Source organism: Rhizobium sp. BT04 (assembly GCF_030053135.1).
Taxonomy (GTDB): Bacteria; Pseudomonadota; Alphaproteobacteria; order Rhizobiales; family Rhizobiaceae; genus Rhizobium; species Rhizobium binxianense.
In genome coordinates, this window is the sequence record NZ_CP125652.1 from 1,390,503 (window position 1) to 1,412,049 (window position 21,547).

The following is a 21,547-nucleotide window of genomic DNA, read 5'->3' on the forward strand; positions in this document are numbered from 1 at the left end:
CAGCAATTAAGGATATTTTTTATCCATAAGGATATCAAATATCCTTAATTAGAGGAGAGATGACATGAGCCAGAGATTGAACTACGCCCAGCAGTCCCCCGAGCTTTTCAAGAAGTTCATGGAATTCAGCATGGCGTTAAAGAGCAGCGTAATCGACGACAAGCTTCAGGCCCTCATCGAGATCCGCGCTTCGCAGATCAACGGATGCGGCTTTTGCCTCGACATGCACGTGAAGCAGGCGAAGATCTTCGGCGAGAGCGAATTGCGGCTCCATCACGTCGCCATCTGGCGGGAATCGAACCTGTTCATCCCCCGCGAGCGTGCCGCCCTTGCCTGGACGGAAGCCCTGACAAAGCTGGCCGAAGGCGGCATTCCCGATGAGATCTACGAACGGGTTCGCGGCCAGCTTTCCGAAAAGGAAATCTCCGACCTGACCTTCGTCGTCATGGCGATCAACGCCTGGAACCGCGTCAATGTCGGCTTCAAGACTGTCCCCGGCTCAGCCGATAAGGCTTACGGCCTCGACAAAGCCGGCCTGAACTGATCCTCGCAATTCATTGAGAAGATTCAACTTTGACGCCGCCGTACCCCGGCAGCGAACGGAGATCTGTTATGAAAATCGTTGTCATCGGCGGAACCGGCCTCATCGGTTCGAAGACTGTCGAACGCCTGCGCAAGCGCGGCCATGAAGTGATTGCCGCCTCGCCCAACTCCGGCGTCAACACGATCACCGGAGAAGGGCTGGCAGAGGCGCTCGCAGGCGCCGAAGTCGTGCTCGACCTTGCCAATTCGCCGTCCTTCGAGGACAAGGCGGTGCTCGAATTCTTCGAGACTTCGGGCCGCAATCTTCTCGCCGCCGAAAAAGTTGCCGGCGTGAAGCACCATATCGCGCTCTCCGTCGTCGGCACCGAGCGCCTGCAGGAGAGCGGCTATTTCCGCGGCAAGCTCGCCCAGGAAAAGCTGATCAAGGCGTCGGGCATTCCCTATACGATCGTGCATTCGACGCAGTTCATGGAATTCCTGAACGGTATCGCCCAATCCGGCACCGTCGGCCAGACGGTCATTCTGTCGCCGGCCTATGTGCAGCCGATCGCCTCCGACGACGTCGCCGACGCCATGGCTGAGGTGGCGCTCGCACCGCCTGCCAACGCGACGGTCGAGATATCAGGCCCGGAACGGGCTCGTCTCAGCGAACTCGTGGCCCGGTATCTGAAGGCCATGAAAGACCCGAGGACCGTCGAGGCCGATGTCGAGGCGAGATATTTCGGCGCAAGGCTGAACGACCGGTCGCTCGTCTCCGACGGCAACCCACGGCTCGGATCGATAACCTTCGAAGAGTGGTTCGCAAAGTCCGCCCAGCCGAAGTGACTGGCTTGCTCTCAGGACGCGGCGGCTTGAGCGCGTCCTCTCCACCCCAGCAACATGGAGATTCCCATGATCAGAAAATCAGTCGTCGCCGCCGCTCTCGCCTTTCTGGCCGTCACCGGCGCCAGCGCCCACGACAGCAGCAAGTCCGCCAAGGTAACGCTCGTCTATCAGCACGAGCTACCGAACGTGCCGGGCAAGAGCATCAAGGGCGTGCTGGTCGAATACGGACCCGGCGGCTTCTCCGAAGGCCACACCCATCCGGACTCCGCCTTCATCTACGCCACGGTGCTCGAAGGGTCGATCCGCAGCCAGGTCAATGACGGCCCGGTCAAGGTCTATAAGGCCGGGGAGAACTTCTCCGAAATGCCGGGCGACCGCCATGGCGTCAGCGCCAATGGCAGCGAGACTGAGCCCGCCCGTCTGCTCGCCGTTTTCGTCGTCGACACCGACCAGAAAGAGCTGACCTATCCGCTCCAGAACTGACAGTTCACTGCTGCCGTTCGCGCGAAGCTCCGATGCTTGCGCGGGCGGCCGAGATGCTGAATCATGTGCCGCCCGCCCCTTCCGGAGACAAAGAGAGATGATCTACGACGTGTTCTTCGGCAAGCCTCTGATATCGCTCATAACAGTCGGCTTCGCCGGCATCATCGTCTGGCATCTGCTTTCCCGCCAGCGGCCGACGACGCGACTGGTGGTGCAGATCCTGTTCTTTGGTGTGATGACGCTGATCCTCGTCGGCAGCGGCATCGAACCCCACCGGTTTCAGGAATATCAATCGGAAGATCCGCAGGCCTTACTCGTCGTTCTCGCAAAATCGCTCTGGTGGGTTCACCTGGCATGGGCCGTCATCGGTTTCATCAGGCTGTATCTGGTGCTGGAGGGCAGCCCGCGGGAGGCCCGCCTCCTCCAGGATCTCGTCATCGGCGTCGTCTATATCGGCATGGCGCTCTCGATCCTTGCCTTCGTCTTCGGCGTGCCGATCGGCACCCTCGTTGCGACCTCGGGCGTGGTCGCCATCATTCTCGGTCTCGCGCTCCAGAACACGCTCGCCGACGTCTTCTCCGGCATCGCGCTGACCCTCGGCCGGCCCTATGTCATCGGCGACTGGATCCTTCTCAGCGACGGTACGGAGGGACGGGTCGTCGAAAGCAACTGGCGCGCGGCGCACATCCTGACCAGCGCCAACAATATCGTCGTCCTGCCGAACAGTTTTCTGGCAAAGCTCGGCCTGACCAATATCAGCCGGCCGGACGAGAGCCATCTTTTGACCCTCACCATCCGCATCGCCCCGACGCGGATGCCGGCATCGGTCCGGCGCATCATGGTAACGGCGCTTGCAAGCTGCAATTCGATCGTGCGCGAGCCGCCGCCGGTCGTGGCGCTGAAGGGGCTCGATGCCACCGCGCTTGAGGTCGAGCTGCAGTTCCGGGTGAAGAGCCCCAGCCAGCGTGTGCCGGCGCGAAACGAGGTGCTGGATCTCGTCTATCGCCACTGCAAATCGGCCGGCCTGCTTATCGCCGTTCCGGCGTCCGCGACAATCCTGACGGCTGATCTGCCGTCCGAAGAGACCGCGCAACCGCCCAGCGTGACGCCGATTGCGCTGATCGAGGCCATTCCGATCTTTGCGACGCTGACATCAGATGAAAAGCGCAAGCTCGCCGAGACCACCGCTGTGCGAGAATTCCGCAAGGGCGATGTCATCGTGCGGGAGGGCGAAATGCTTCCCTCACTGATGATGGTGCGGGCCGGCATCATCGCGGCGCGGCACGGCGAGGAAGAGCGCGGACGGCTGGCGCCGGGTGATTTTTTCGGAGAGACCGGCCTGCTGGCGGGCATGCAGGAAGTCTGCACCCTGGAGGCTCTGACCCCTGTGATCACCTATGAAATCAATCAGGAGGCCTTCGCGCCGCTGCTGAATGAGCGTCCGGCGCTGGCTGAAGAAATCGCCGAAGACCTCGCCGGTCGCGCCGAGCGCTTCCGCGACGGCGGCGCCCTGCCCCCGGAACACGGCCACAACGCGCGCGCCATTCTGAAAACCATCAGGACCATCTTCAGGGCCTAGACCTTCCTAGCAAAAAGTGTGCAGCGGTTTGCGTCCGGAATTGCGCAAACCAAAAGGCGAAATCAGCCGGCGCGCTTGAGGACCCATTGGAACGTACTTTGCCAAATGTCGGCCGGGACCTCCTCCGACAAGGTGCCGACGAGATCCGCAAGCTGGACGCGCCGCAGCGTATTCCGCCAAGCCTCGTCGGCTTCCCACATGACGCGCGCGACCGCGCAAGGCTTGCTGTCGCAATATCCGGCTGGCCGGCATGGATTGTTCTCACGAATATTTGTGCAGGTGAAGCTGCGCGCCTTTCCCTCGACCGCCTCGACGATGTCGAGAAAATTGATCTCCGAAGCCCCCCTCGCAAGCCTGTAGCCGCCGCTCGGGCCAAGCGTGGTCTCGACGAGCGACGCTTGCGAAAGGCTCTGCAGCGCCTTGGAAAGATATTCCTTCGGCAGGCCATGAAGCTCTGCGAGCGCCTTGGTGGAGAGATACCTGCCCTCGGGCAGGCCCGCGAGAATGGCACAGCAGTGCAGCGCCCACTCGACCTGGCTTTTCAGGATCATTCAGCAACTCACATGATGGCTGGTTCTGGGAATGAAATTAAGGATATATGATATCCACAAATCGAGTGGATGTAAATGATTTGCAAAATTAGCGCTCGTCCTCTCTCCGGCCTCATCCTGAGGCGCCCCGAAGGACGGGGCTGGCCACTGGCGCTGGACCCGGCAAATCTGCATGCAGCAGGCACGCGCCCCGCCACCCGCTCTCGTGGTTCGAGACGGCCCTGCGGGCCTCCTCGCCATGAGGGCTGATCGGTGTACTTGCCGCAACGCACCGTTGCCGCGACAAAACTTTCTCTGTGACGGGAATAAAATCGCCTCCGCCCGTGTCTCATCTCAGGTATCGCAGCATTGCGTGCCCAACCTGAGGAGAGACATCATGACATCCGTGAAATTCCTGTCCGTCGTAGCGGCAGCCGCCCTCGCCGCGACCGCTGCTTTCGCCGCCCCTCCCGTCAAGGAAGTCGAATCCGCCAAGGGCAAGGTGCTTGCCGGCGAAAACGGCATGACCCTCTACACCTTCAAAAAGGATGCCAAGGGCGTTTCCAACTGCAACGACGATTGCGCCAAGAACTGGCCGCCGCTGATGGCGGCTTCCGATGCCAAGGCCGATGGTGCATATTCGATCATCGACCGTAAGGATGGCACGAAGCAATGGGCCAAGAACGGCATGCCGCTCTACTACTGGGTCAAGGACAAGAAGTCCGGCGACATCACCGGCGACGGCGTCGGCGGCAACTGGGATCTCGCCAAACCTTGATCGCAGGAGCCTTGATCACAAGAGAGCGGCTGGCGTGAAAACACCCGCACCCGAAAGTTTCGAGGGCCAGATCCTGGCCCTCCTGCCCGCGCTCAGGCGCTATTCGCGCAGCCTGACGCGTTCGGATGCCGATGGCGAGGACCTGCTCCAGGATTGCGTCGAAAAGGTGCTGGCGCGCCGCGGCCAATGGCGCGGCCTCAACCTCCGCGGCTGGGTCCTGACCATCATGACCAATCTCTACCGCAACGGCCGGCGCGGCAAGGCGCGCGACGGCCTCGTTGAACTCGTCGCCGCGGAGGATATCGCCGCACCCGAACCGCCGGCCGATCCGCTGGAGCGCGCGCGGCTCGACGACGCGCTGAACAGCCTCTCGGAGGAGCACCGCGCCGTGCTGATGCTCGTGGTCATTGAGGGATACACTTACGGCGAAGTTGCCGCAGCCCTCGATATCCCGATCGGCACCGTCATGTCCCGCCTGTCGCGCGCCCGCCAGCGCGTCACGGAGCGGCTGAAGGCCGACAACGTCATTACGCTTCGGAGACCGAAATGAACGAAGCCAACCCGATCGTCACCGAAGCCGATCTCCACGCCTATGCCGACGGCCAGCTGCCGGAATCGGCGCGTGCCCGCATCGAGGCTTATCTTGCCGACAATCCCGACGAGGCGGAGATGGTCGCCGAATGGCAGGCGCAGAACACAAGCATCCGCTCCCTTTTTGCCGGTTACGAGAAGGCCAAGGAAACCGATGCCTTGCTCGTCGCGCCCCCGCGCGCGGTCTCGCCAACCGCAAAAGGCTGGGCGGTTGCCGCCGCGGCTCTCCTCGTCTTCGCGCTCGGCGCCGTCAGCGGCCATTATGGCACCGCACTTCTGGAAGAGCCGGAGCTGCAGCTTGCCAGCTCCGAAACCCTGCCGAAGCAGGCCGAGACCGCCTTCACCGTCTATGCTGCCGAGGTCCGCCACCCCGTCGAGGTCTTCGCCGATGAGGAGGCGCATCTTGCCACCTGGCTCGGCAAGCGACTGGCGATCGAAAACCTCAAGATCCCGAACCTGCAGCCGCTCGGCTTCAAGCTGGTCGGAGGCCGCCTGCTGCCGGTCGACGGCAGGCCGGGGGCGATGTTCATGTACGAAAACCAGTCCGGCGAGCGCCTGACCGTCATGGTCGGCCGCAATAGGGAAAACCGCACCACGAGCTTCCGCTTCGCCTCGTCGGGCAATCTCGAAACCTTTTACTGGATCGACGGCGAACTCGGCTACGCCGTCACCGGCGAAATCTCGCGCGAGACGCTGCGAGGGGTGGCCGAGGAGTGCTATCGGCAATTCCCGTCGTGAGCGATCAGCGCAGCGGATCGTTGCCAAGCTCGATCGGCTTGCCATGCGGCGTCGCCTCGGCGGCCCGCTGCCAGCTTTTCTGCAGGGCGAGGATGGCGGAGGCATCCGCCACGCCGCGACTGACGAGCAGATCCGAAAGCGCCTCCACCCAGCAGTCGAAATAGTCGCTGCCGTCTTCGGCCCGGCCAGGCCTGTGCAACGCCGTCGAAAGCGCCGCAGCCCATTCGCTCCAGGTGAAGACACCCTTTTCGTGCAGATGCACTGTCATGGCGAAGGCTTCGGCAGCCCAGGGTTCCGGGAAGACGGGATCACCCGCCGGCGACTTCGGCAGGCCCGGTGATTGCGAGAGCTGCGAGGGGGTTTCACACAGGCTCAAGATAGCTCTCCCACGCATCGATGGAGACCGTCAGCGACGGGTCCGCGCCCTCGCCCCAGATCTCGCCGCCGTCGAAGACAACGGTATAGAGCCATTGCGGGTTCTCGCCCTTGCCATGCGCATTATCGTCGGGAAAGACAAACGAACCCTGCACCGCCTCGACCTTGCCGGTCTTGGCGCGGGCATAACGCGGCAGCCGCGTATGGGTCACCGGATTGAAATTCTTGGTCTTCACGCGTTCGCCGACCGCGAAGAGCGCCGCGGTGTCAACAGGACGATCGCAAGGCCCACCCTTTGCCAGAGCGGCAGGCACCATGTCCGCCTTCAGCACCCGCTTCGGCACGGCGCCACCTTGCAGCTTCCGCCCGGACGAGAGTTCCTCGCGCGTCGCAAAACCATGCCGCTCGAGCAGCTTGTAGATGCCGCGGATCCAGATCTCGTAATAGCTGGCGGCGAGGTAATCGGCCGGCGGGATATTCTCACGCGCGTGGCGACTTTCATCGATCGTCCAGGCGCCGAAAGCGCCACAGGAAAGCGTGATGCCGAGCGCCCGCTTTTCCCATTCGGCATGGAAACAGGGCTCGTCCTTTTCGGGCGCGACAGGCCCGAAGCCCATCTGGCCGCCGAGATCATGCGGTCCGTTCATGGCAGAGCCTCCGGGCTGCCGGCAGCTGAAATCTTCGAGCTGCCTGCGATCGCCGCGCCGATCATCGCATCGCGGCTGACGAGCCCGGCAAGTGCGGCTTCGTCCATCCCTTCTGTCCCCGCCGGCCGCTCGGGGATCACGAGATAACGCAGCTCCGCCGTCGAATCCCAGACGCGGATCTTCTTCTCCTCGGGCAGCGTCAGCCCGAATTCGGCAAGCACGCCGCGCGGATCGATGACGGCGCGCGAACGATAGGCCGGCGCCTTGTACCAGACCGGCGGCAGCCCGAGCACCGACCAGGGATAACAGGAGCAGAGCGTGCAGACGATGAGATTGTGGGTCTCAGATGTATTGAAGACGGCGCGCATATGTTCGCCCTGCCGGCCGGTGTAACCGAGACTTGATATCGCCGCCGTCGCGTCGCGCTTCAGCCACTCGGCGAAATCGGCATCGCTCCAGGCCCTGGCAACGACATGCGCGCCGTTTCTCGGCCCCACCTTGGTCTCATAGGTCTCGACGATCACATCGATCGCCGCCGGATCAATCAAGCCCTTCTCCGTCAGCAACGTCTCCAGCGCCTTCACGCGCGCCTGCATGTCGGAATAGTGGTTGTCGTGATGGTGATGATGTTCGTCGTCGTGGTGGTCATGATCGTGCAAGGCAATGTCCTCCCGGTACGGCAGATAAGCGGCTCTCAACACTCTCTGACGGAAAAGTAAGCGAGATCCGCGGCTCGCCGCACGGCACGCCCGTCATCGTTGCCCCTTCGCTTACGCTTCGTGCACTCACGGCTTCGCCGCTCGCCCCCTCATCTACCTTCCGGCATCTTCTCCCCGCTGGGGAGAAGCAGAATCGTGGCAAGGCCTCGCCCTTCTCAAAGCATCGCCCGTGGAAAGCAGCGCAAACTTCTCCCCTCTTTCTATCACACACAACGCGCCCGCCAAGCCCTCCTATCCCCTTCAAACTTTTCCGCTAATCTCCTGCCATGAACATCCTGATTCTCGGCGCTACCGGCTTCATAGGCTCCATCGTCGCGGCCCGGCTGGTGGCCGACGGCCACGCCGTGACCGGCCTCGGGCGCAATCCGGCGCGTGCACGGCTGAAGCAGCCTGCGATCGGCTGGCGCCAGGCCGATCTCTCCCGTATGACGAAACCTGAGGATTGGGACGATATCCTCAAGGACCAGCATGTCGTCGTCAATTGTGCCGGCGCCCTGCAGGACGGTCTATCGGACGATCTGGCGGCCACCCAGGCCCAGGCGATGCTGGCGCTTTACACCGCCGCCAAACGCTCATCGCAGCCTCTGATCGTGCAGATATCGGCAAGGACGGCGGGCCCGGCAGGTGACCTGCCCTTTCTCGCCACCAAGCGGCGGGCCGACGAAGCGCTGGCGGCAAGCGGCCTGCCTCATCTCATCCTGCGCCCCGCCCTCGTTCTCGGCCGCAATGCCCATGGCGGCTCGTCGCTCTTGCGCGCACTTGCCGCCTTCCCGCTGGCGCTGCCGCTCGTCCATGCCGAAAGCCCGGTCGAAACACTTTCCGTGGACGACGTGGCGGAAGCCGTGTCGCGGGCGGTCGCAGGCGATCTCCGCGGGGATATCGTTCTTTCCGCCCACGAGGTGCTTACGCTCGCCGATCTCGTCCGTCTTCACCGGCAATGGCTGGGCCTGCCGACCGTCCGCGTCCTTTCTCTTGCCCCGTGGCTTGCAAAGCCCGTGACGCGGCTGGCCGATATGGCGGGCCTGCTCGGCTGGCGTTCGCCGCTACGCTCAACGGCGATGACCGTCATGCAGGAGGGCATACGAAGCGTCAGACGAGAAAGCGGGCTTGCCGCCACATCGGCGGCGGAAACGCTCGCAGCCAACCCCTCGGGCGTCCAGGATCTCTGGTTTGGCCGGCTCTATCTCCTGAAGCCGCTCGTCATATCGGGCCTCTCCGCCTTCTGGCTGCTCTCCGGCCTGATCCCGCTGCTGTCGCTGGAGAAGACATCCGCCCACTTCCTGCCGTTCATGCCGGAGGCGGCGGCAACGACGACGACGCTTGCGACCTGCCTCATCGACATCGCGCTCGGCGCCGCCGTGCTTGTCCGTCCCCTGGCGAAACGCGCCCTTCTCGGCATGCTTGGCGTGTCGCTCGCCTATCTCGCCGGCGCCAGCCTGCTCGAACCCGTGCTCTGGCTCGATCCGCTCGGGCCCCTCGTCAAGGTGCTGCCGTCCATCCTGTTGACGCTCACCGCACTTGCCACCCAGGACGAACGCTGATGCTTGAGGAATGGCTGCTGCTTGCCCATGTCATCGGCGCGACCGTGCTCTTCGGCACCGGCGCCGGCATTGCCTTCTTCATGGTGATGGCGCACCGCACGCGCGATCCCAGACTGATTGCCCATGTCGCCGGCACCGTCGTCATTGCCGATACGATCTTCACCGCGACGGCAGCCATTTTCCAGCCGGTGACTGGCACACTGCTCGCCCGCTCGATCGGATGGGATCTTTGGGAAGGCTGGATTGCGCTGTCGCTGCTGCTTTATGTCGTCACCGGCCTGTTCTGGCTGCCGGTCGTTTGGATCCAGATCCGGCTGCGTAATCTCGCTCGCGTCGCAACAATGGCGGGGAGCGCTCTGCCGCCCGTCTATTTCAGCCTCTACCGCATCTGGTTCGCCTGCGGCTTTCCAGCCTTTTTCGCTGTCGTCGGCATTCTCTGGCTGATGCTGACGAAACCGGCGATCGCTCTATTTTAGCATCGGCCAGAGACTCGCCACCAAAAGCACAGCCATGCTGATGTTGAACCGTTTCAGCCGCACCGGATCGGAAAGCCATTCCCGAAGCGCCGAGCCGAAGCCCGCCCAGGTCGAAACGCTCGGCACGTTGACGATCGCGAAAGCCAGCCCGACGATCAGCACGCTGATGAGATAGAGTTCGGGATTGGTATAGGTCGCCATCGCCGTGACCGCCATCACCCAGGCTTTCGGATTGACCCACTGGAAAGCCGCCGCCGCGAGAAAGGACATCGGCGCTGCGCCGCTCTTGCCTTCGCTGAGAGAACGCGAGGAGGCAATCTTCCAGGCGATCCACACGAGATAGGCGCCGCCGGCGAATTTCAGCGCCGTGTAGACCACGGGCACGGTGTGCAGCAGCGCGCCGAGCCCGAGGCCGACGGCGATGAGCAGCGTGAAGAAGCCGGCGCCGATGCCGAGCATATGCGGGATCGTCCTGCGGAAGCCGAAATTCACGCCCGAGGCGAAGAGCATCATATTGTTCGGCCCCGGCGTGATCGACGTCGTGAAGGCGAAGAGAAAGAGAGCTAAAAACGTATCCGGCGGCATGCGACCTCCAAAGTCAGCATTTCCTTGGCCTGCTTTATTTACGTCAGCATAACTGCCCTAAAATCTTGATGCCATTACATTATTGTCATGGTGACAGGACCACTTGAAAGATAAGAACGCCGCGCAATCTCCTGCAAAATGGAAAAAATCATGCAAGATGATCCGATCCCTACAGTCAAATTCCCGAACGGCGCGGAAGTGCCGGCACTCGGCCAGGGAACCTGGGCCATGGGCGAGGCTGCCGGCTATGCAAAGGCCGAGATCGAAAGCCTGAAGGCCGGCATCGATCTCGGCATGACGCTAATCGACAGCGCCGAAATGTATGGCGACGGCGGCGCCGAGGAGATCGTCGGTCAGGCGATCAAAGGGCGGCGCGACGAGGTCTTCATCGTCAGCAAGGTCTATCCCTGGAACGCCAGCCTGAAAGGCACGATCGAAGCTTGCGAAAACAGTCTCGAACGACTCGGTACCGACCGCATCGATCTCTACCTATTGCACTGGCGCGGCAACTATCCGCTCGCCGAGACGGTCGAAGCTTTCGAGACGCTGAAGGCAGCGGGCAAAATCGGCGCCTGGGGCGTCTCCAACTTCGATACCGACGACATGCAGGAACTGCTCCGCGTGCCTGACGGCGCCAATGTCGCCGCCAACCAGGTGCTCTACAATCTTTCCCGCCGCGGCGTCGAATTCGATCTGTTGCCCTGGTGCCAGAGCCGCAACATTCCGATCATGGCCTATTCGCCGATCGAACAGGGCCGCATCCTGCACCATCCCGAGCTGATTCGCATCGCCAAGGCCAATCAGGCGACACCCGCACAAGTGGCGCTCGCCTTCCTGCTGGAACGCGACAGCGTCTTCGTCATACCGAAGACATCAAATGTCGAGCGCGTTCGCGAAAACCGCGACTGCGTGTCGCTCGACATTACCGACGAGGACTGGAGGGCGCTCGACGCGGCCTTCCCACCGCCGACAGGCAAAAGGTCGCTGGAGATGCTGTGATCAGACGCCATGCCCCTTCATCCGCCTGCCGGCACCTTCTCCCGGCAAGCGGGGCGAAGGGGACACGTGGCAACCCTCCTGATCCCTGTCGAACTCTTGTATGGCACGTCCCCTCGCCCGGTTTACGGGTGTCCGAAGGACGGGGGCGAGACGAGTGGCTCGACCCCGGTTGGGTTAGGGTGAGGGGCAGCTATCGGCACCAACCAGACAGCAGCGGCAGACTCACATCCCCTGCGCGCCACGGTTCATCGCCGCAATACCAGTGCGGCAGACCTCGATGAGGCCGAGCGGCTTCATGATCGCCACGAACTGGTCGATCTTCGAAGACTTGCCGGTGATCTCCAGGATGAAGTGGCCGACCGTCGCGTCCACCACCTTGGCATGAAAGGCGTCGGCAAGGCGCAGCGTCTCGGCGCGCATTTCGCCCTCGCCGATCACCTTGACCAGCGCCACTTCGCGCTCGATCGGACGGTCCTGGCCGAGTTCGCGGGCCCGCACCGTGAGATCGACGACGCGGTGCACAGGCACGATGCGCTCGAGCTGGGCCTTGATCTGCTCCAGCACGTGTGGCGTGCCGCGGGTGACGATGGTGATGCGGGAAAGATGCGCCTGGTGCTCGGTCTCGGAAACCGTCAGGCTCTCGATATTGTAGCCGCGCCCGGAAAACAGGCCGATGACCCGGGCAAGAACGCCCGGCTCGTTGTCGACGAGAACCGAAAGCGTGTGGCTTTCGACCGCCGTCGTTTCCGGCGAGATGAAATAGGCGGAGCCCGTGGGCTGTAGATGTGCGTTCATGGTCTTGAGTTTCCTCTTCCCTGCTGCATACCCCCCGAAAATCGGAAGCGATCTTCAGAAAGGATTATGCGCAAATTAAAATGTCAAACGAGCGCGCGGCCCTTGGCGTCAATCGCATTGGCGACAGCTTCATCAGTGGCCTCGTCAGGCAGCAGCATTTCGTTGTGAGCCTTGCCCGAGGGAATCATCGGGAAGCAGTTGGCGAGATTGGCGACGCGGCAATCGAAAATGACCGGCTTCTTGACCTCGATCATCTCGACGATGGCATCGTCGAGCTCGTCCGGCTTGTCGCAACGCAGCCCGACCGCGCCATAGGCTTCCGCCAGCTTGACGAAATCCGGCATCGCCTCAGTATAGGAGTGCGACAGGCGGTTGCCGTGCAGCAACTGCTGCCACTGGCGCACCATGCCCATGTACTGGTTGTTCATGATGAAGATCTTGATCGGCGCATCGTACTGGATCGCCGTCGACATTTCCTGGATGCACATCTGGATCGAGGCGTCGCCGGCAATATCGATGACGAGACTATCGGGATGGGCAATCTGGACGCCGAGTGCTGCCGGCAGGCCGTAGCCCATCGTGCCGAGGCCGCCCGAGGTCATCCAGCGGTTCGGCTGTTCGAAGCCGAAGAACTGCGCCGCCCACATCTGGTGCTGCCCGACCTCGGTCGTGATGTAGGTGTCGCGGTCCTTGGTATGCGCAAACAGCCGTTCCAGCGCATATTGCGGCATGATGACGTCGCTGTTCTTCGTATAGGCGAAGGAGTTGCGCGCCCGCCAGCGGGCGATGTCGCTCCACCAATCCTCGAGGCGGTTTTTCTCCGGCTTCCTCGGCAGCGCCCGCCACAGGCGAACCATGTCTTCGAGGACATGGCCGACGTCGCCGCGGATGCCGATATCGACACGGACGTTCTTGTTGATCGAAGACGGATCGATATCGATGTGGATCTTTTTCGAGTTCGGCGAAAAGGCGTTGAGACGGCCGGTGATGCGGTCGTCGAAGCGGGCGCCGATGCAGACCATGACGTCGCAGTCATGCATCGCCATGTTGGCCTCGTAGGAGCCGTGCATGCCGAGCATCTTCAGCCAGTTCTTGCCCGACGCCGGATAGGCGCCGAGGCCCATCAGCGTCGAAGTGATCGGGAAATCGGTGAGCTCGACCAGCTCGCGCAGCAGCTTGGAGGCCTCGGGGCCGGAATTGACGACACCGCCGCCGGAATAGATGACGGGACGGCGCGCGCTCGCCATCAGCTCGATCGCCGCATGGATCTGGTTGAGGTCGCCCTGGATCTTCGGCTGGTAGCTCTTCTGGACCGGATAGTCGGCGGGCGGCGTATAGGTGCCGGTCGCAAACTGCACGTCCTTCGGAATATCGACGACGACGGGACCCGGACGGCCGGACTGGGCGATGCGGAAGGCTTCGTGAATGACGGCGGCGAGTTCGTTGACATCCTTGACCAGCCAGTTGTGCTTGGTGCAGGGCCGGGTGATGCCGACCGTATCGCATTCCTGGAAGGCGTCGGAGCCGATCAGCGAGGTCGGAACCTGGCCGGTCAGGCAGACGAGCGGGATCGAATCCATCAGCGCGTCCTGCAGCGGCGTGACCGCATTGGTGGCGCCCGGACCCGAGGTGACCAGCATGACGCCGACCTTGCCGGTGGAGCGGGCGTAGCCTTCGGCCGCATGGCCTGCCCCCTGCTCGTGACGGACGAGGATGTGCTTGATGTCGTCCTGCTGGAAGATCTCGTCATAGATCGGCAGGACCGCGCCGCCGGGATAGCCGAAGATATGTTCGACGCCATTGTCCTTCAGCGCCTTGAGAACGATCTCCGCTCCTGTCATCCGATTGCCTGCCGCCTGATTGTCCGTGCTCATCTGTCTGTTCCGTTTGATGCTGGGATTGCGTTTGTGGCCGGAAGCCCTGTTTTCGGGCATAAAAAAAGGCCCCGGAGGAGCCTGTCATCTAGCGCATGGGTGGCTATCGCCGGATGGTTACACCATCCTGCCCATGCGCTTTCCCACCACGATAAGAGCCGTTGCGATTTTCATGGTCGGAAGTGATAGACAGAAAATTTCGCAGCGTCAACGCATGCCGCAATAAAAAACTGCCCCAGCCTCGCGCACCCGAAAATCCATAGGATGAAGGATTTGTTAAAGGATCGACTTTATTCTTATACGCTACCGCATGGAGTAGCCCTTTGCTCAACAACGACTCGCGCACGTCTGGCAAGGCAGGCGAGCATGATCGCCGCGATGGCCATGCGCCGGGGAATCGCTTTCTCGGCCGCGTCGTTGCATGCAGCGGCTCCAGGGCGACGATTGCCGCCGTCGCCGAACAGGGCGGCACCGATCTCACCGAACTCTGGTCCGTCGGCCGGCTGATTTCGATCAGCGTCGGCCGCAATCGCGTCGTCGCCCTCGTCTATCAGATGAACACCGGCAGCCATGCCTGGGGCGAAGGCGAGGATAATACGTTCAGGATCGAGACCGAGCTTCTCGGCGAAGTCCGCGTCGATGAGGACGGCACCGAGGAATTCTCGACCGGCATCTCACGCTATCCCTATCTCGGCGCCATCGCCCACCGCATTCGCGCCGCCGACCTGATCCGCATCTACGATGCCGGAGAGGGCACGACAGCCGTAATCGGCAAGCTGACGCAGGACGAAAGCATCGATGCGGCGATCCATATCCCCTCGATGCTCTCCAAGCATTTCGCCGTCGTCGGTTCGACCGGCGTCGGCAAGTCGACGGCCGTGTCGCTGCTGCTGCACAAGGCGATCGCGGCGAACCCGAAGCTGCGCGTGCTGATCCTCGATCCGCACAACGAATTCGCCGCTGCCTTTCCCAAGCATGCCGTCACCATCGACACGGATACGCTCGACCTGCCCTTCTGGTTGATGCGGCTGGAGGAATTTGCCGAGGTCGTCTTCCGCGGCCGCCCACCGGTGCCCGAAGAACTCGACATGCTGCGTGATATCCTGCCGGAGGCCAAGCGCGCCTTCCGCGGCAGCGACAATTCGCTGGTGCGCCGCACGACGGAAAAGAGCTCGATCACTGCCGATACGCCGGTTCCCTACCGCATGGCCGATCTGCTGGCGCTGATCGACGAGCGCATCGGCCGCCTGGAAGGCCGCTCGGAAAAGCCCTTCCTGCGATCGCTGAAGATGCGCCTCATCGCCGCGATCAATGATCCGCGCTATCACTTCATGTTCTCCAACAACACGATCAGCGACACGATCACCGAAACCATCGCGCAGATCTTCCGCATCCCCGGCGACGGCAGGCCGATCTGCACCTTCCAGCTTGCCGGCATTCCCTCCGAGGTCGTCAATTCGGTCGCCTCAGTGCTCTGCCGCATGGCCTTCGAAGTGGCGCTGTGGAGCGACGGCGCCATCCACATGCTGGTCGTCTGCGAGGAAGCTCACCGCTACATCCCCTCCGATCCGAGCCTCGGCTTCGTGCCGACACGCCAGGCAATCGCCCGCATCGCCAAGGAGGGCCGCAAATACGGCGTCTCGCTCGGCATCATCACGCAACGGCCGGGTGAGCTCGACCAGACGATCCTGTCGCAGTGTTCGACGCTGTTTGCCATGCGCCTTGCCAATGACCGCGACCAGGAAATCATCCGCTCGGCCATCCCGAATTCGTCGATCTCGACGACGAGCTTCATCTCCTCGATCGGCAACGGCGAGGCGATCGCTTTCGGCGAGGCGATCAGCGTGCCGATGCGCATGCGCTTTTCCCGCGTCGACGAAAACCTGCTGCCGAAGGCGAGCAGCGCCAATAACAAACACAGCGAGGAAGATCCGGATACGGTCGACCTGCGCAAGATCGTCACCCGCATGCGGGCGGTAACCGTCGGACCAGACATCTCGAATTTCCAGCAGAGCTACGCGTCGTCCGTCACAAGCTCCGACGAGGCTGATGCCGCCGACGAGGATCTGGACGCCAAGCCCTACGCGCCGCCTGCACCGTCGTCCGCGTCGCTCGAATCCTACCGGCGCGAACTGCTGCCGCAGACACCGCGGCTGGATCCCGGCGTCTCCCCCTCGATCGATCCCCGGTTGGATGCGCTGCGCCGCGAGATGCGCCGCGAGGAACCGGTCTTTCCCCGACCGGCATCGCCGACGGACCAGCCTGCGATCACCCGCCGCGAGCCCGGCACGTCGCTGCGCGAAAGCATCCTGAAAAAACCGCTGAGCAGCCTCTATAACAAGGATTGAACTTTCCACTCGCTCTCCAGCGCGATCAGAGGCTCGACGGCGTTGAGCACACGCCGCCGGTCCATCGGCCCGAGCGGCAACAACGGCCGCGGGAGTTCTGCCTGGGCAAGCGAAAGACGACCGACCAGGGCATAGACCACGCGAAGGCTTCCGAACTCCTTGAACGTTTTCCACAGCGGCTGCAGGAGAGTATCGAGCCGTTGCGCCTCACCGCTGTCGCCGGCAATCGCAGCCTTAGTCAGAGCAAGGGTAACACGCGGAAACAAGCCGCCGATGACGCTGTACCAGGCGTCGGCGCCTGCAAGCAGCGCTTCGGCCGCACCCCAATCGCCGCTGTAACCGATCGCAAGGTCGGTCTTCTCACGCAATGCCGCAAGCTCACCCGCGAGATCGCCGTCAACAGGCAGAGGCATCTTCACCGCCTTGATCGTCTCGATGTCGGACAGGCGCTGCAGAAGCTCCCGGCTGAAGGTGAAGTGGGTCGTGCCGGGATTGTTATAGATGCAAAGTGGCAGCTTCGCCGCCTCGGTGACCGCGAGGAAATGTTCGTAGGCTTCCTCCTGGGTCAGCGGCGTATAGGAGACCGGTGCGAGCAGAAACGCATCGGCGCCAGCGGCCTCGGCGTCTCTCGCAAGGTTCTGGGCCTGGTCTGTCCTCAGAGCTCCGACGCCGACGACGAGGGGAATACGACCGTGAACGCATTCGACCGCAGCCTCGATGGCTCGCCGCCGTTCCTCACGTGTGAGAAAGGCATAGATGCCGGTGCTGCCGAGAAGGCCTATCGACGCGACACCTGCATCGCACAGGCGTTCCAGCAGGCGGCCGAGAGCTTCCGTGTCGACCCGGCCATCGCTATCGGCGGGCGTGGGCGGAAAGGCCGAAAGACCATGAAACGGAGAAGCGACAGACATGATGCGATCCTGAAAAATCGGTCAATGTGAGAACAGCAAGCGCGATCCGGCGCCAGCGAAGAAGACGGCGAGGCTTCCCTCGATCCACCGCCGCGCACGGGCGTAGCCGCGCACCATCGGGGCCGTCGAGAAGAGCACGGCATAGCCGGCAAATATCGAGATCCCGAGAAGCACGCAGCCGCCGAACGCCGTGACCGCCATTTCGGGCGAAGCGCCGGGCTTGAGGCCGAGCGACATGATCGCGACCCAGGCCAGAACCGCCTTCGGGTTGCCGAGATGCATCAGAATACCGCGACGATAGAGCGCGCCGAGTTGCGCGGCAGGCCGGACGACCTCACCTGCCGGCCCGTCCGGGGCGGTTGCCGAGCGGGCCGCCCTCCAGGCGAGCCAGAGGAGGTAAAGCCCGCCTGCGACTTTGAGGAACAGCAGCGCATGGGCATAGCGGACCAGGAGTGTGGAAATGCCGGTGACAGCGACCAGCCCCCAGCATGTCGACATCGTTATGACCCCGGCAGCAAGGACGAGCGCCGGTCGACGCCCTTGTCGCATCGCCACGTTCATGATCGCCATATTGCTTGGTCCGGGACTGCCTGCAGCGATTGCGTAGGCGATATAGACGACAAGAAGATCCTGCATTTGCGTGTTTCCAAAAGTTTGCGCCCGCGCACGGCACGATCCCGAAGACGAAGACGAAGACGAAGACGAAGACGAAGACGAAGACGAAGACGAAGAATGCGCCATCTGGAAGCCGCCGATCCACTTCCTTTTCCTCGAAAATTGGCCCATCATGAAGCGCCATTTTGAAGAATTTCAATAGACCATTTTGCGATGTCCAAACGGCGCAGCATCATCGGGATACCATCGCTGAACGCGATCGACCGAACGGCCAATGTCGGCCGCCAGCTTGCGCAGGCCCTGCGGAACGCAATCGCCTGCAGTGAGCTGAGGCCAGGCGAACGCCTTCCTTCGACGCGCAGCCTTGCGGCTTCGCTTAAGATCGCGCGCGGCACCGTTGTCGAGGTATTCGATCAGTTGACCGCTGAAGGCTATCTCGAAGCGCGGGTCGGAGCCGGAACCCGTGTTGCCGCCGATCTGATCGACGCAATGCCTGCGCCCCCGCCGGCGGCGGCAGTGCCGCCAAGCGCGGATGCTGTCGATCTGCCTTCCCAGGCCGCCCGGCTGATCGCCATCGCCCGTGCGCTCACCCCGCACCCGCCCATTCCCTTCGCCATCGCTGTCCCGGCTTGTGGCATTGCGCCCGACGACAACTGGCGCCGTCTCGGCAACCGCGTGCGCGCGTCGCGACAGGCCGCACCTTCGGGTTACCACGACCCGATGGGTCTGCTCGAGCTCAGGCTTGCCATTGCCGATCACATCAGGCGCGCGCGGGCCGTTCATTGCGAGCCGGAACAGGTCATCGTCACATCAGGCACCCAGCAAGGCCTCTATATGGCGGGCCGGGTCCTTCTCTCGCGTGACGATCCGGTATGGGCCGAGGACCCGGCCTATCCCGGCCTGACCGCCGTGCTTGACGATCTCGGCGTCCGGACGCACCGCCTGCCGGTCGATGCACAGGGAATGAACGTGGAACGCGGCCTCGAGCTATGTCCGCAGGCGCGCGCCGCATTCGTCACCCCTTCGCATCAATATCCGATCGGCATGCCGCTCAGCATGGCCAGGCGCAATGCCTTGATCGCCTGGGCAGACCAGAATCGCGCCTGGATCGTCGAGGACGATTACGACAGCGAACTGCGTTATGCCGGACACCCGTTTCCCTCGATGCAAGGGTTGTGTCCGTCACGCGTCGTCTATCTCGGCACCTTCAGCAAAGTGCTCTTTCCCTCCCTGCGCCTCGGCTACATCATCGCCCCTCCGCCGCTCGCAGAAGCCTTTGCCGGCGCCCGCGCCATTCTCGACCGGCATTCGCCAATCACAGAACAGCACGTTCTGGCGGCCTATATGCGGGAAGGTTATTTCGAAGCGCATATCCGGCGCATCCGCGGTCTCTACGCCGAACGCCGCGCTGTCCTGCTCTCAGCGCTCGAACGAGCCTTGCCGGAGAGCTGCCACGTTCAGCCGAGCGACCAGGGCATGCATATTCTTCTGTGGCTGCCCGAGGAGGTCGACGACCTGCAACTCGCAGCACGCGCCCTGTCGGCCGGCCTCGCCGTGCGGGCGATCTCCCCGATGTATGCCGCGCAGCCGGCGCGCCCGGGCCTGATGCTGGGTTTCGGCGGATTTCTGCCGGACCAGCTGCAGGCGGCGGTCGGCGAACTCGTCAAACTGCTGAGCTTGCAGATGTCTGGAGCGAAAGCCCGCGCCGGGCCTGATGCCTAAACCACCAGCCGTTCCCAGCTATCGTCCATCTGGTTGCGGAACCAGGTCATTTGCCGTTTGGCATATTGCCGCGTCGCCGCAGCGCCCTTCTCCAGCACCTCGTCGCGCTCCATCTCGCCCTTCAGCATGGCCGCGATCTGCGCCACGCCGATTGCCTTCATCACAGGCGCCTCGGCCGGCAGGTCGCGCGCCAGCAGCGCCCTCACCTCATCTTCCGCGCCTTGCTGCAGCATCTTTTCGAAACGCCCGTTGATGCGCTGATGGAGCACCGCCCGGTCCGGCAGCACGACGATCTTGCGAGCCTCGGCAGCATCGATCGCCACCGCTCCCGCCCGGCCCTGGAAGTCGGCGATCGACCGCCCCGTCGCCTTCACCACTTCAAGCGCCCGAACGATGCGCTGTCCGTCCTGGCGGTTGAGGCTTGCCGCCGTGGCGGGATCGGCTTCAGTCAGCTCCGCATAGAGCCCGTCCGCCCCCTCCTTGAGCAGCCGCGCCCTGAGTTCCTCCCGCAGCGCCTCCGGTATCTCGGGCATATCGGAGAGGCCGCCGATCAGCGCTTTGAAATAGAGCCCCGTGCCGCCGACGACGACCGGCAGCCGCCCTTCAGCCTTGAGCATCGGCAACAGCACCGAGACATCGCGCAGCCAGGCGCCGGTGGAATAGGCCGTACCCGCCGGCACGTGGCCGTAGAGGTGATGCGGCACGCCCTGCATCTCCTCTTCCGACGGACGCGCTGTCAGTATCCGCAGCGTGTCGTAGACCTGCATGCTGTCGGCGTTGACGACCGCACCGCCATGGCGCTTGGCCAATTCGACGGCGAGCGCGGACTTGCCGCTGGCGGTCGGCCCGGTTATCAGGATCGCGTTCACTGTGCTCAGAAGGTTTTCCATCATGGCCCTCGTTGCCACGCTTGTTGCCAATCCGTCAAATCCCGTGCTGTCACCCAAGATCGCCGAACAGGCGGCCGGGGCGGTCAAGGCTTCCGGCCTCTATTGGCTGGCCGACGGCATCGCCTGCGACATCGCGCTGCGCGACGGCACGGATGCGCAGGCGGCCGAGGCCAATATCCTTGCTGTCATAGCAAGCGCGCCGATCGACCTCGTCATCCAGGAGCAGGAGACCCGCCGCAAGAAGCTGCTGATCGCCGACATGGATTCGACGATGATCGGCCAGGAATGCATCGACGAATTGGCTGCCGAAGTCGGCCTGAAGGAGAAGGTCGCGACCATCACCGCCCGCGCCATGAATGGCGAGATCGCCTTCGAGCCTGCCCTGCGTGAGCGTGTCGCCCTGCTGAAGGGGCTGCCGCTATCGGTCGTCGACGAAGTGATCGCCAAGCGCATCACACTGACTGCGGGCGGCCCGGAGCTGATCGCCACCATGAAGTCGAGAGGCCATTACACCGCCCTCGTCTCCGGCGGCTTCACCATCTTCACCAGCCGCATCGCCGCCACCCTCGGCTTTGATGAGAACCGCGCCAACACCCTGCTCGAAGACGGCGGCATTCTCTCTGGCTTCGTCGCCGAACCGATCCTCGGCAAGCAGGCGAAGGTCGATGCGCTGAACGAAATTTCGGCTCGCCTCGGCATTTCGCCGGAAGAAGCGATCGCCGTCGGCGACGGCGCCAACGACCTCGGCATGCTGCACCTCGCCGGCTCCGGCGTCGCCCTCCACGCCAAGCCCGCCGTCGCCGCCGAGGCTGAGATGCGCATCAACCACAGCGACTTGACCGCCCTGCTCTATATCCAGGGCTACCGGAAGACGGATTTCGTGACGCCTTGACGGCGATACCGGCGACATTCCTGAAATCGGGGATGATCGCTGGTGGCTCGCGCGGAAGGGCAACCTCCGTAAACCCGGCAAATGGCCTGTC

Annotated in this window: 24 protein-coding genes; 14 read left to right on the plus strand and 10 right to left on the minus strand. The window is 63.1% G+C overall.

Going from position 1 to position 21,547, the window contains the following annotated elements:
• Positions 1-64: 64 nt before the first annotated feature.
• From QMO82_RS15415 to QMO82_RS15430, 4 genes are all read left to right on the plus strand, one after another.
• Positions 65-544: a carboxymuconolactone decarboxylase family protein gene (locus tag QMO82_RS15415; RefSeq protein WP_183606727.1), complete on the plus strand. Its 480-nt coding sequence runs from the start codon at positions 65-67 to the stop codon at positions 542-544.
• A gap of 68 nt (positions 545-612) precedes the next feature.
• The gene (locus tag QMO82_RS15420) at positions 613-1,368 is read left to right on the plus strand and encodes an SDR family oxidoreductase (RefSeq protein ID WP_183606726.1); all 756 of its coding nucleotides are present in this window, start codon (positions 613-615) and stop codon (positions 1,366-1,368) included.
• Between the two features lie 66 nt (positions 1,369-1,434).
• Positions 1,435-1,851 (plus strand): cupin domain-containing protein, encoded by a 417-nt coding sequence (locus tag QMO82_RS15425; RefSeq protein ID WP_183606725.1) that lies wholly within the window; start codon positions 1,435-1,437, stop codon positions 1,849-1,851.
• A gap of 97 nt (positions 1,852-1,948) precedes the next feature.
• Positions 1,949-3,430: a mechanosensitive ion channel family protein gene (locus tag QMO82_RS15430; RefSeq protein WP_183606724.1), complete on the plus strand. Its 1,482-nt coding sequence runs from the start codon at positions 1,949-1,951 to the stop codon at positions 3,428-3,430.
• Positions 3,431-3,492: 62 nt separating this feature from the next.
• On the opposite strand, the gene QMO82_RS15435 is transcribed toward QMO82_RS15430, so the two are convergent.
• Positions 3,493-3,981, minus strand: a complete 489-nt coding sequence (locus QMO82_RS15435) for an Rrf2 family transcriptional regulator (RefSeq protein WP_183606723.1) — start codon at positions 3,979-3,981, stop codon at positions 3,493-3,495.
• A gap of 376 nt (positions 3,982-4,357) precedes the next feature.
• Between QMO82_RS15435 and QMO82_RS15440 the strand changes: the two genes are divergently transcribed.
• From QMO82_RS15440 to QMO82_RS15450, 3 genes are read left to right on the plus strand one after another with little or no spacing between them, the layout of a single operon-like run.
• Positions 4,358-4,738 (plus strand): hypothetical protein, encoded by a 381-nt coding sequence (locus QMO82_RS15440; RefSeq protein WP_183606722.1) that lies wholly within the window; start codon positions 4,358-4,360, stop codon positions 4,736-4,738.
• A gap of 34 nt (positions 4,739-4,772) precedes the next feature.
• Positions 4,773-5,288 carry an RNA polymerase sigma factor gene (locus tag QMO82_RS15445; protein ID WP_183606721.1) on the plus strand — a complete coding sequence of 172 codons (516 nt, stop codon included), beginning with the start codon at positions 4,773-4,775 and terminating at the stop codon, positions 5,286-5,288.
• On the plus strand, positions 5,285-6,067 hold the full coding sequence (locus QMO82_RS15450) for an anti-sigma factor (RefSeq protein WP_183606720.1): 783 nt from the start codon (positions 5,285-5,287) through the stop codon (positions 6,065-6,067). Before QMO82_RS15445 ends, QMO82_RS15450 begins: the two co-directional genes overlap by 4 nt.
• Positions 6,068-6,071: 4 nt before the next feature.
• Here the strand turns inward: QMO82_RS15450 and QMO82_RS15455 are convergent, their stop codons facing one another.
• Genes QMO82_RS15455 through nthA form a run of 3 tightly spaced genes read right to left on the minus strand, consistent with a single transcriptional unit; the run spans position 6,072 to position 7,748 of the window.
• Positions 6,072-6,443 carry a nitrile hydratase accessory protein gene (locus QMO82_RS15455; RefSeq protein WP_183606719.1) on the minus strand — a complete coding sequence of 124 codons (372 nt, stop codon included), beginning with the start codon at positions 6,441-6,443 and terminating at the stop codon, positions 6,072-6,074.
• On the minus strand, positions 6,430-7,089 hold the full coding sequence (gene nthB / locus QMO82_RS15460) for a nitrile hydratase subunit beta (RefSeq protein WP_183606718.1): 660 nt from the start codon (positions 7,087-7,089) through the stop codon (positions 6,430-6,432). The genes QMO82_RS15455 and nthB overlap by 14 nt, the downstream gene beginning before the upstream one ends.
• Positions 7,086-7,748, minus strand: a complete 663-nt coding sequence (gene nthA, locus QMO82_RS15465; RefSeq protein WP_183606717.1) for a nitrile hydratase subunit alpha — start codon at positions 7,746-7,748, stop codon at positions 7,086-7,088. Before nthA ends, nthB begins: the two co-directional genes overlap by 4 nt.
• Positions 7,749-8,074: 326 nt before the next feature.
• On the opposite strand from nthA, the gene QMO82_RS15470 reads away from it, so the two are divergent.
• On the plus strand, positions 8,075-9,349 hold the full coding sequence (locus QMO82_RS15470) for an SDR family oxidoreductase (protein WP_183606716.1): 1,275 nt from the start codon (positions 8,075-8,077) through the stop codon (positions 9,347-9,349).
• Positions 9,349-9,825 carry a DUF2269 domain-containing protein gene (locus QMO82_RS15475; RefSeq protein ID WP_183606715.1) on the plus strand — a complete coding sequence of 159 codons (477 nt, stop codon included), beginning with the start codon at positions 9,349-9,351 and terminating at the stop codon, positions 9,823-9,825. The genes QMO82_RS15470 and QMO82_RS15475 overlap by 1 nt, the downstream gene beginning before the upstream one ends.
• Here the strand turns inward: QMO82_RS15475 and QMO82_RS15480 are convergent.
• Positions 9,817-10,410, minus strand: a complete 594-nt coding sequence (locus tag QMO82_RS15480; RefSeq protein ID WP_183606714.1) for a LysE family translocator — start codon at positions 10,408-10,410, stop codon at positions 9,817-9,819. The two genes, QMO82_RS15475 and QMO82_RS15480, sit on opposite strands and share 9 nt — an antisense overlap.
• A 150-nt stretch (positions 10,411-10,560) precedes the next feature.
• On the opposite strand from QMO82_RS15480, the gene QMO82_RS15485 reads away from it, so the two are divergent.
• Complete coding sequence (locus QMO82_RS15485; protein ID WP_183606713.1) at positions 10,561-11,409, plus strand: aldo/keto reductase; 849 nt, start codon at positions 10,561-10,563, stop codon at positions 11,407-11,409.
• Between the two features lie 222 nt (positions 11,410-11,631).
• On the opposite strand, the gene ilvN is transcribed toward QMO82_RS15485, so the two are convergent.
• Together ilvN and QMO82_RS15495 are read right to left on the minus strand one after the other, a co-directional pair.
• Positions 11,632-12,204: an acetolactate synthase small subunit gene (gene ilvN, locus QMO82_RS15490; RefSeq protein WP_183606712.1), complete on the minus strand. Its 573-nt coding sequence runs from the start codon at positions 12,202-12,204 to the stop codon at positions 11,632-11,634.
• A gap of 83 nt (positions 12,205-12,287) precedes the next feature.
• On the minus strand, positions 12,288-14,078 hold the full coding sequence (locus QMO82_RS15495; protein WP_183606711.1) for an acetolactate synthase 3 large subunit: 1,791 nt from the start codon (positions 14,076-14,078) through the stop codon (positions 12,288-12,290).
• Between the two features lie 323 nt (positions 14,079-14,401).
• Between QMO82_RS15495 and QMO82_RS15500 the strand changes: the two genes are divergently transcribed.
• A complete protein-coding gene (locus QMO82_RS15500) occupies positions 14,402-16,426 on the plus strand; it encodes an ATP-binding protein (protein ID WP_183606710.1) in 2,025 nt (674 codons plus the stop codon).
• Here the strand turns inward: QMO82_RS15500 and QMO82_RS15505 are convergent.
• On the minus strand, positions 16,411-17,337 hold the full coding sequence (locus QMO82_RS15505; protein ID WP_183606709.1) for a dihydrodipicolinate synthase family protein: 927 nt from the start codon (positions 17,335-17,337) through the stop codon (positions 16,411-16,413). The two genes, QMO82_RS15500 and QMO82_RS15505, sit on opposite strands and share 16 nt — an antisense overlap.
• Positions 17,338-17,358: 21 nt before the next feature.
• Positions 17,359-17,973 carry a LysE family translocator gene (locus QMO82_RS15510; RefSeq protein WP_183606708.1) on the minus strand — a complete coding sequence of 205 codons (615 nt, stop codon included), beginning with the start codon at positions 17,971-17,973 and terminating at the stop codon, positions 17,359-17,361.
• A gap of 4 nt (positions 17,974-17,977) precedes the next feature.
• On the opposite strand from QMO82_RS15510, the gene QMO82_RS15515 reads away from it, so the two are divergent.
• Entirely contained in the window at positions 17,978-18,154 is a 177-nt protein-coding gene (locus QMO82_RS15515) for a hypothetical protein (protein WP_183606707.1), read from the plus strand.
• 11 nt (positions 18,155-18,165) lie between these two features.
• Complete coding sequence (locus QMO82_RS15520; RefSeq protein WP_183606706.1) at positions 18,166-19,674, plus strand: PLP-dependent aminotransferase family protein; 1,509 nt, start codon at positions 18,166-18,168, stop codon at positions 19,672-19,674.
• Here QMO82_RS15520 and miaA read toward each other — a convergent pair.
• Positions 19,671-20,567, minus strand: coding sequence for a tRNA (adenosine(37)-N6)-dimethylallyltransferase MiaA (gene miaA, locus QMO82_RS15525; protein WP_183606705.1), 897 nt, complete (start codon positions 20,565-20,567; stop codon positions 19,671-19,673). The two genes, QMO82_RS15520 and miaA, sit on opposite strands and share 4 nt — an antisense overlap.
• Between miaA and serB the strand changes: the two genes are divergently transcribed.
• Complete coding sequence (gene serB, locus QMO82_RS15530; protein WP_183606704.1) at positions 20,566-21,456, plus strand: phosphoserine phosphatase SerB; 891 nt, start codon at positions 20,566-20,568, stop codon at positions 21,454-21,456. The genes miaA and serB overlap by 2 nt on opposite strands.
• Positions 21,457-21,547: the final 91 nt, after the last annotated feature.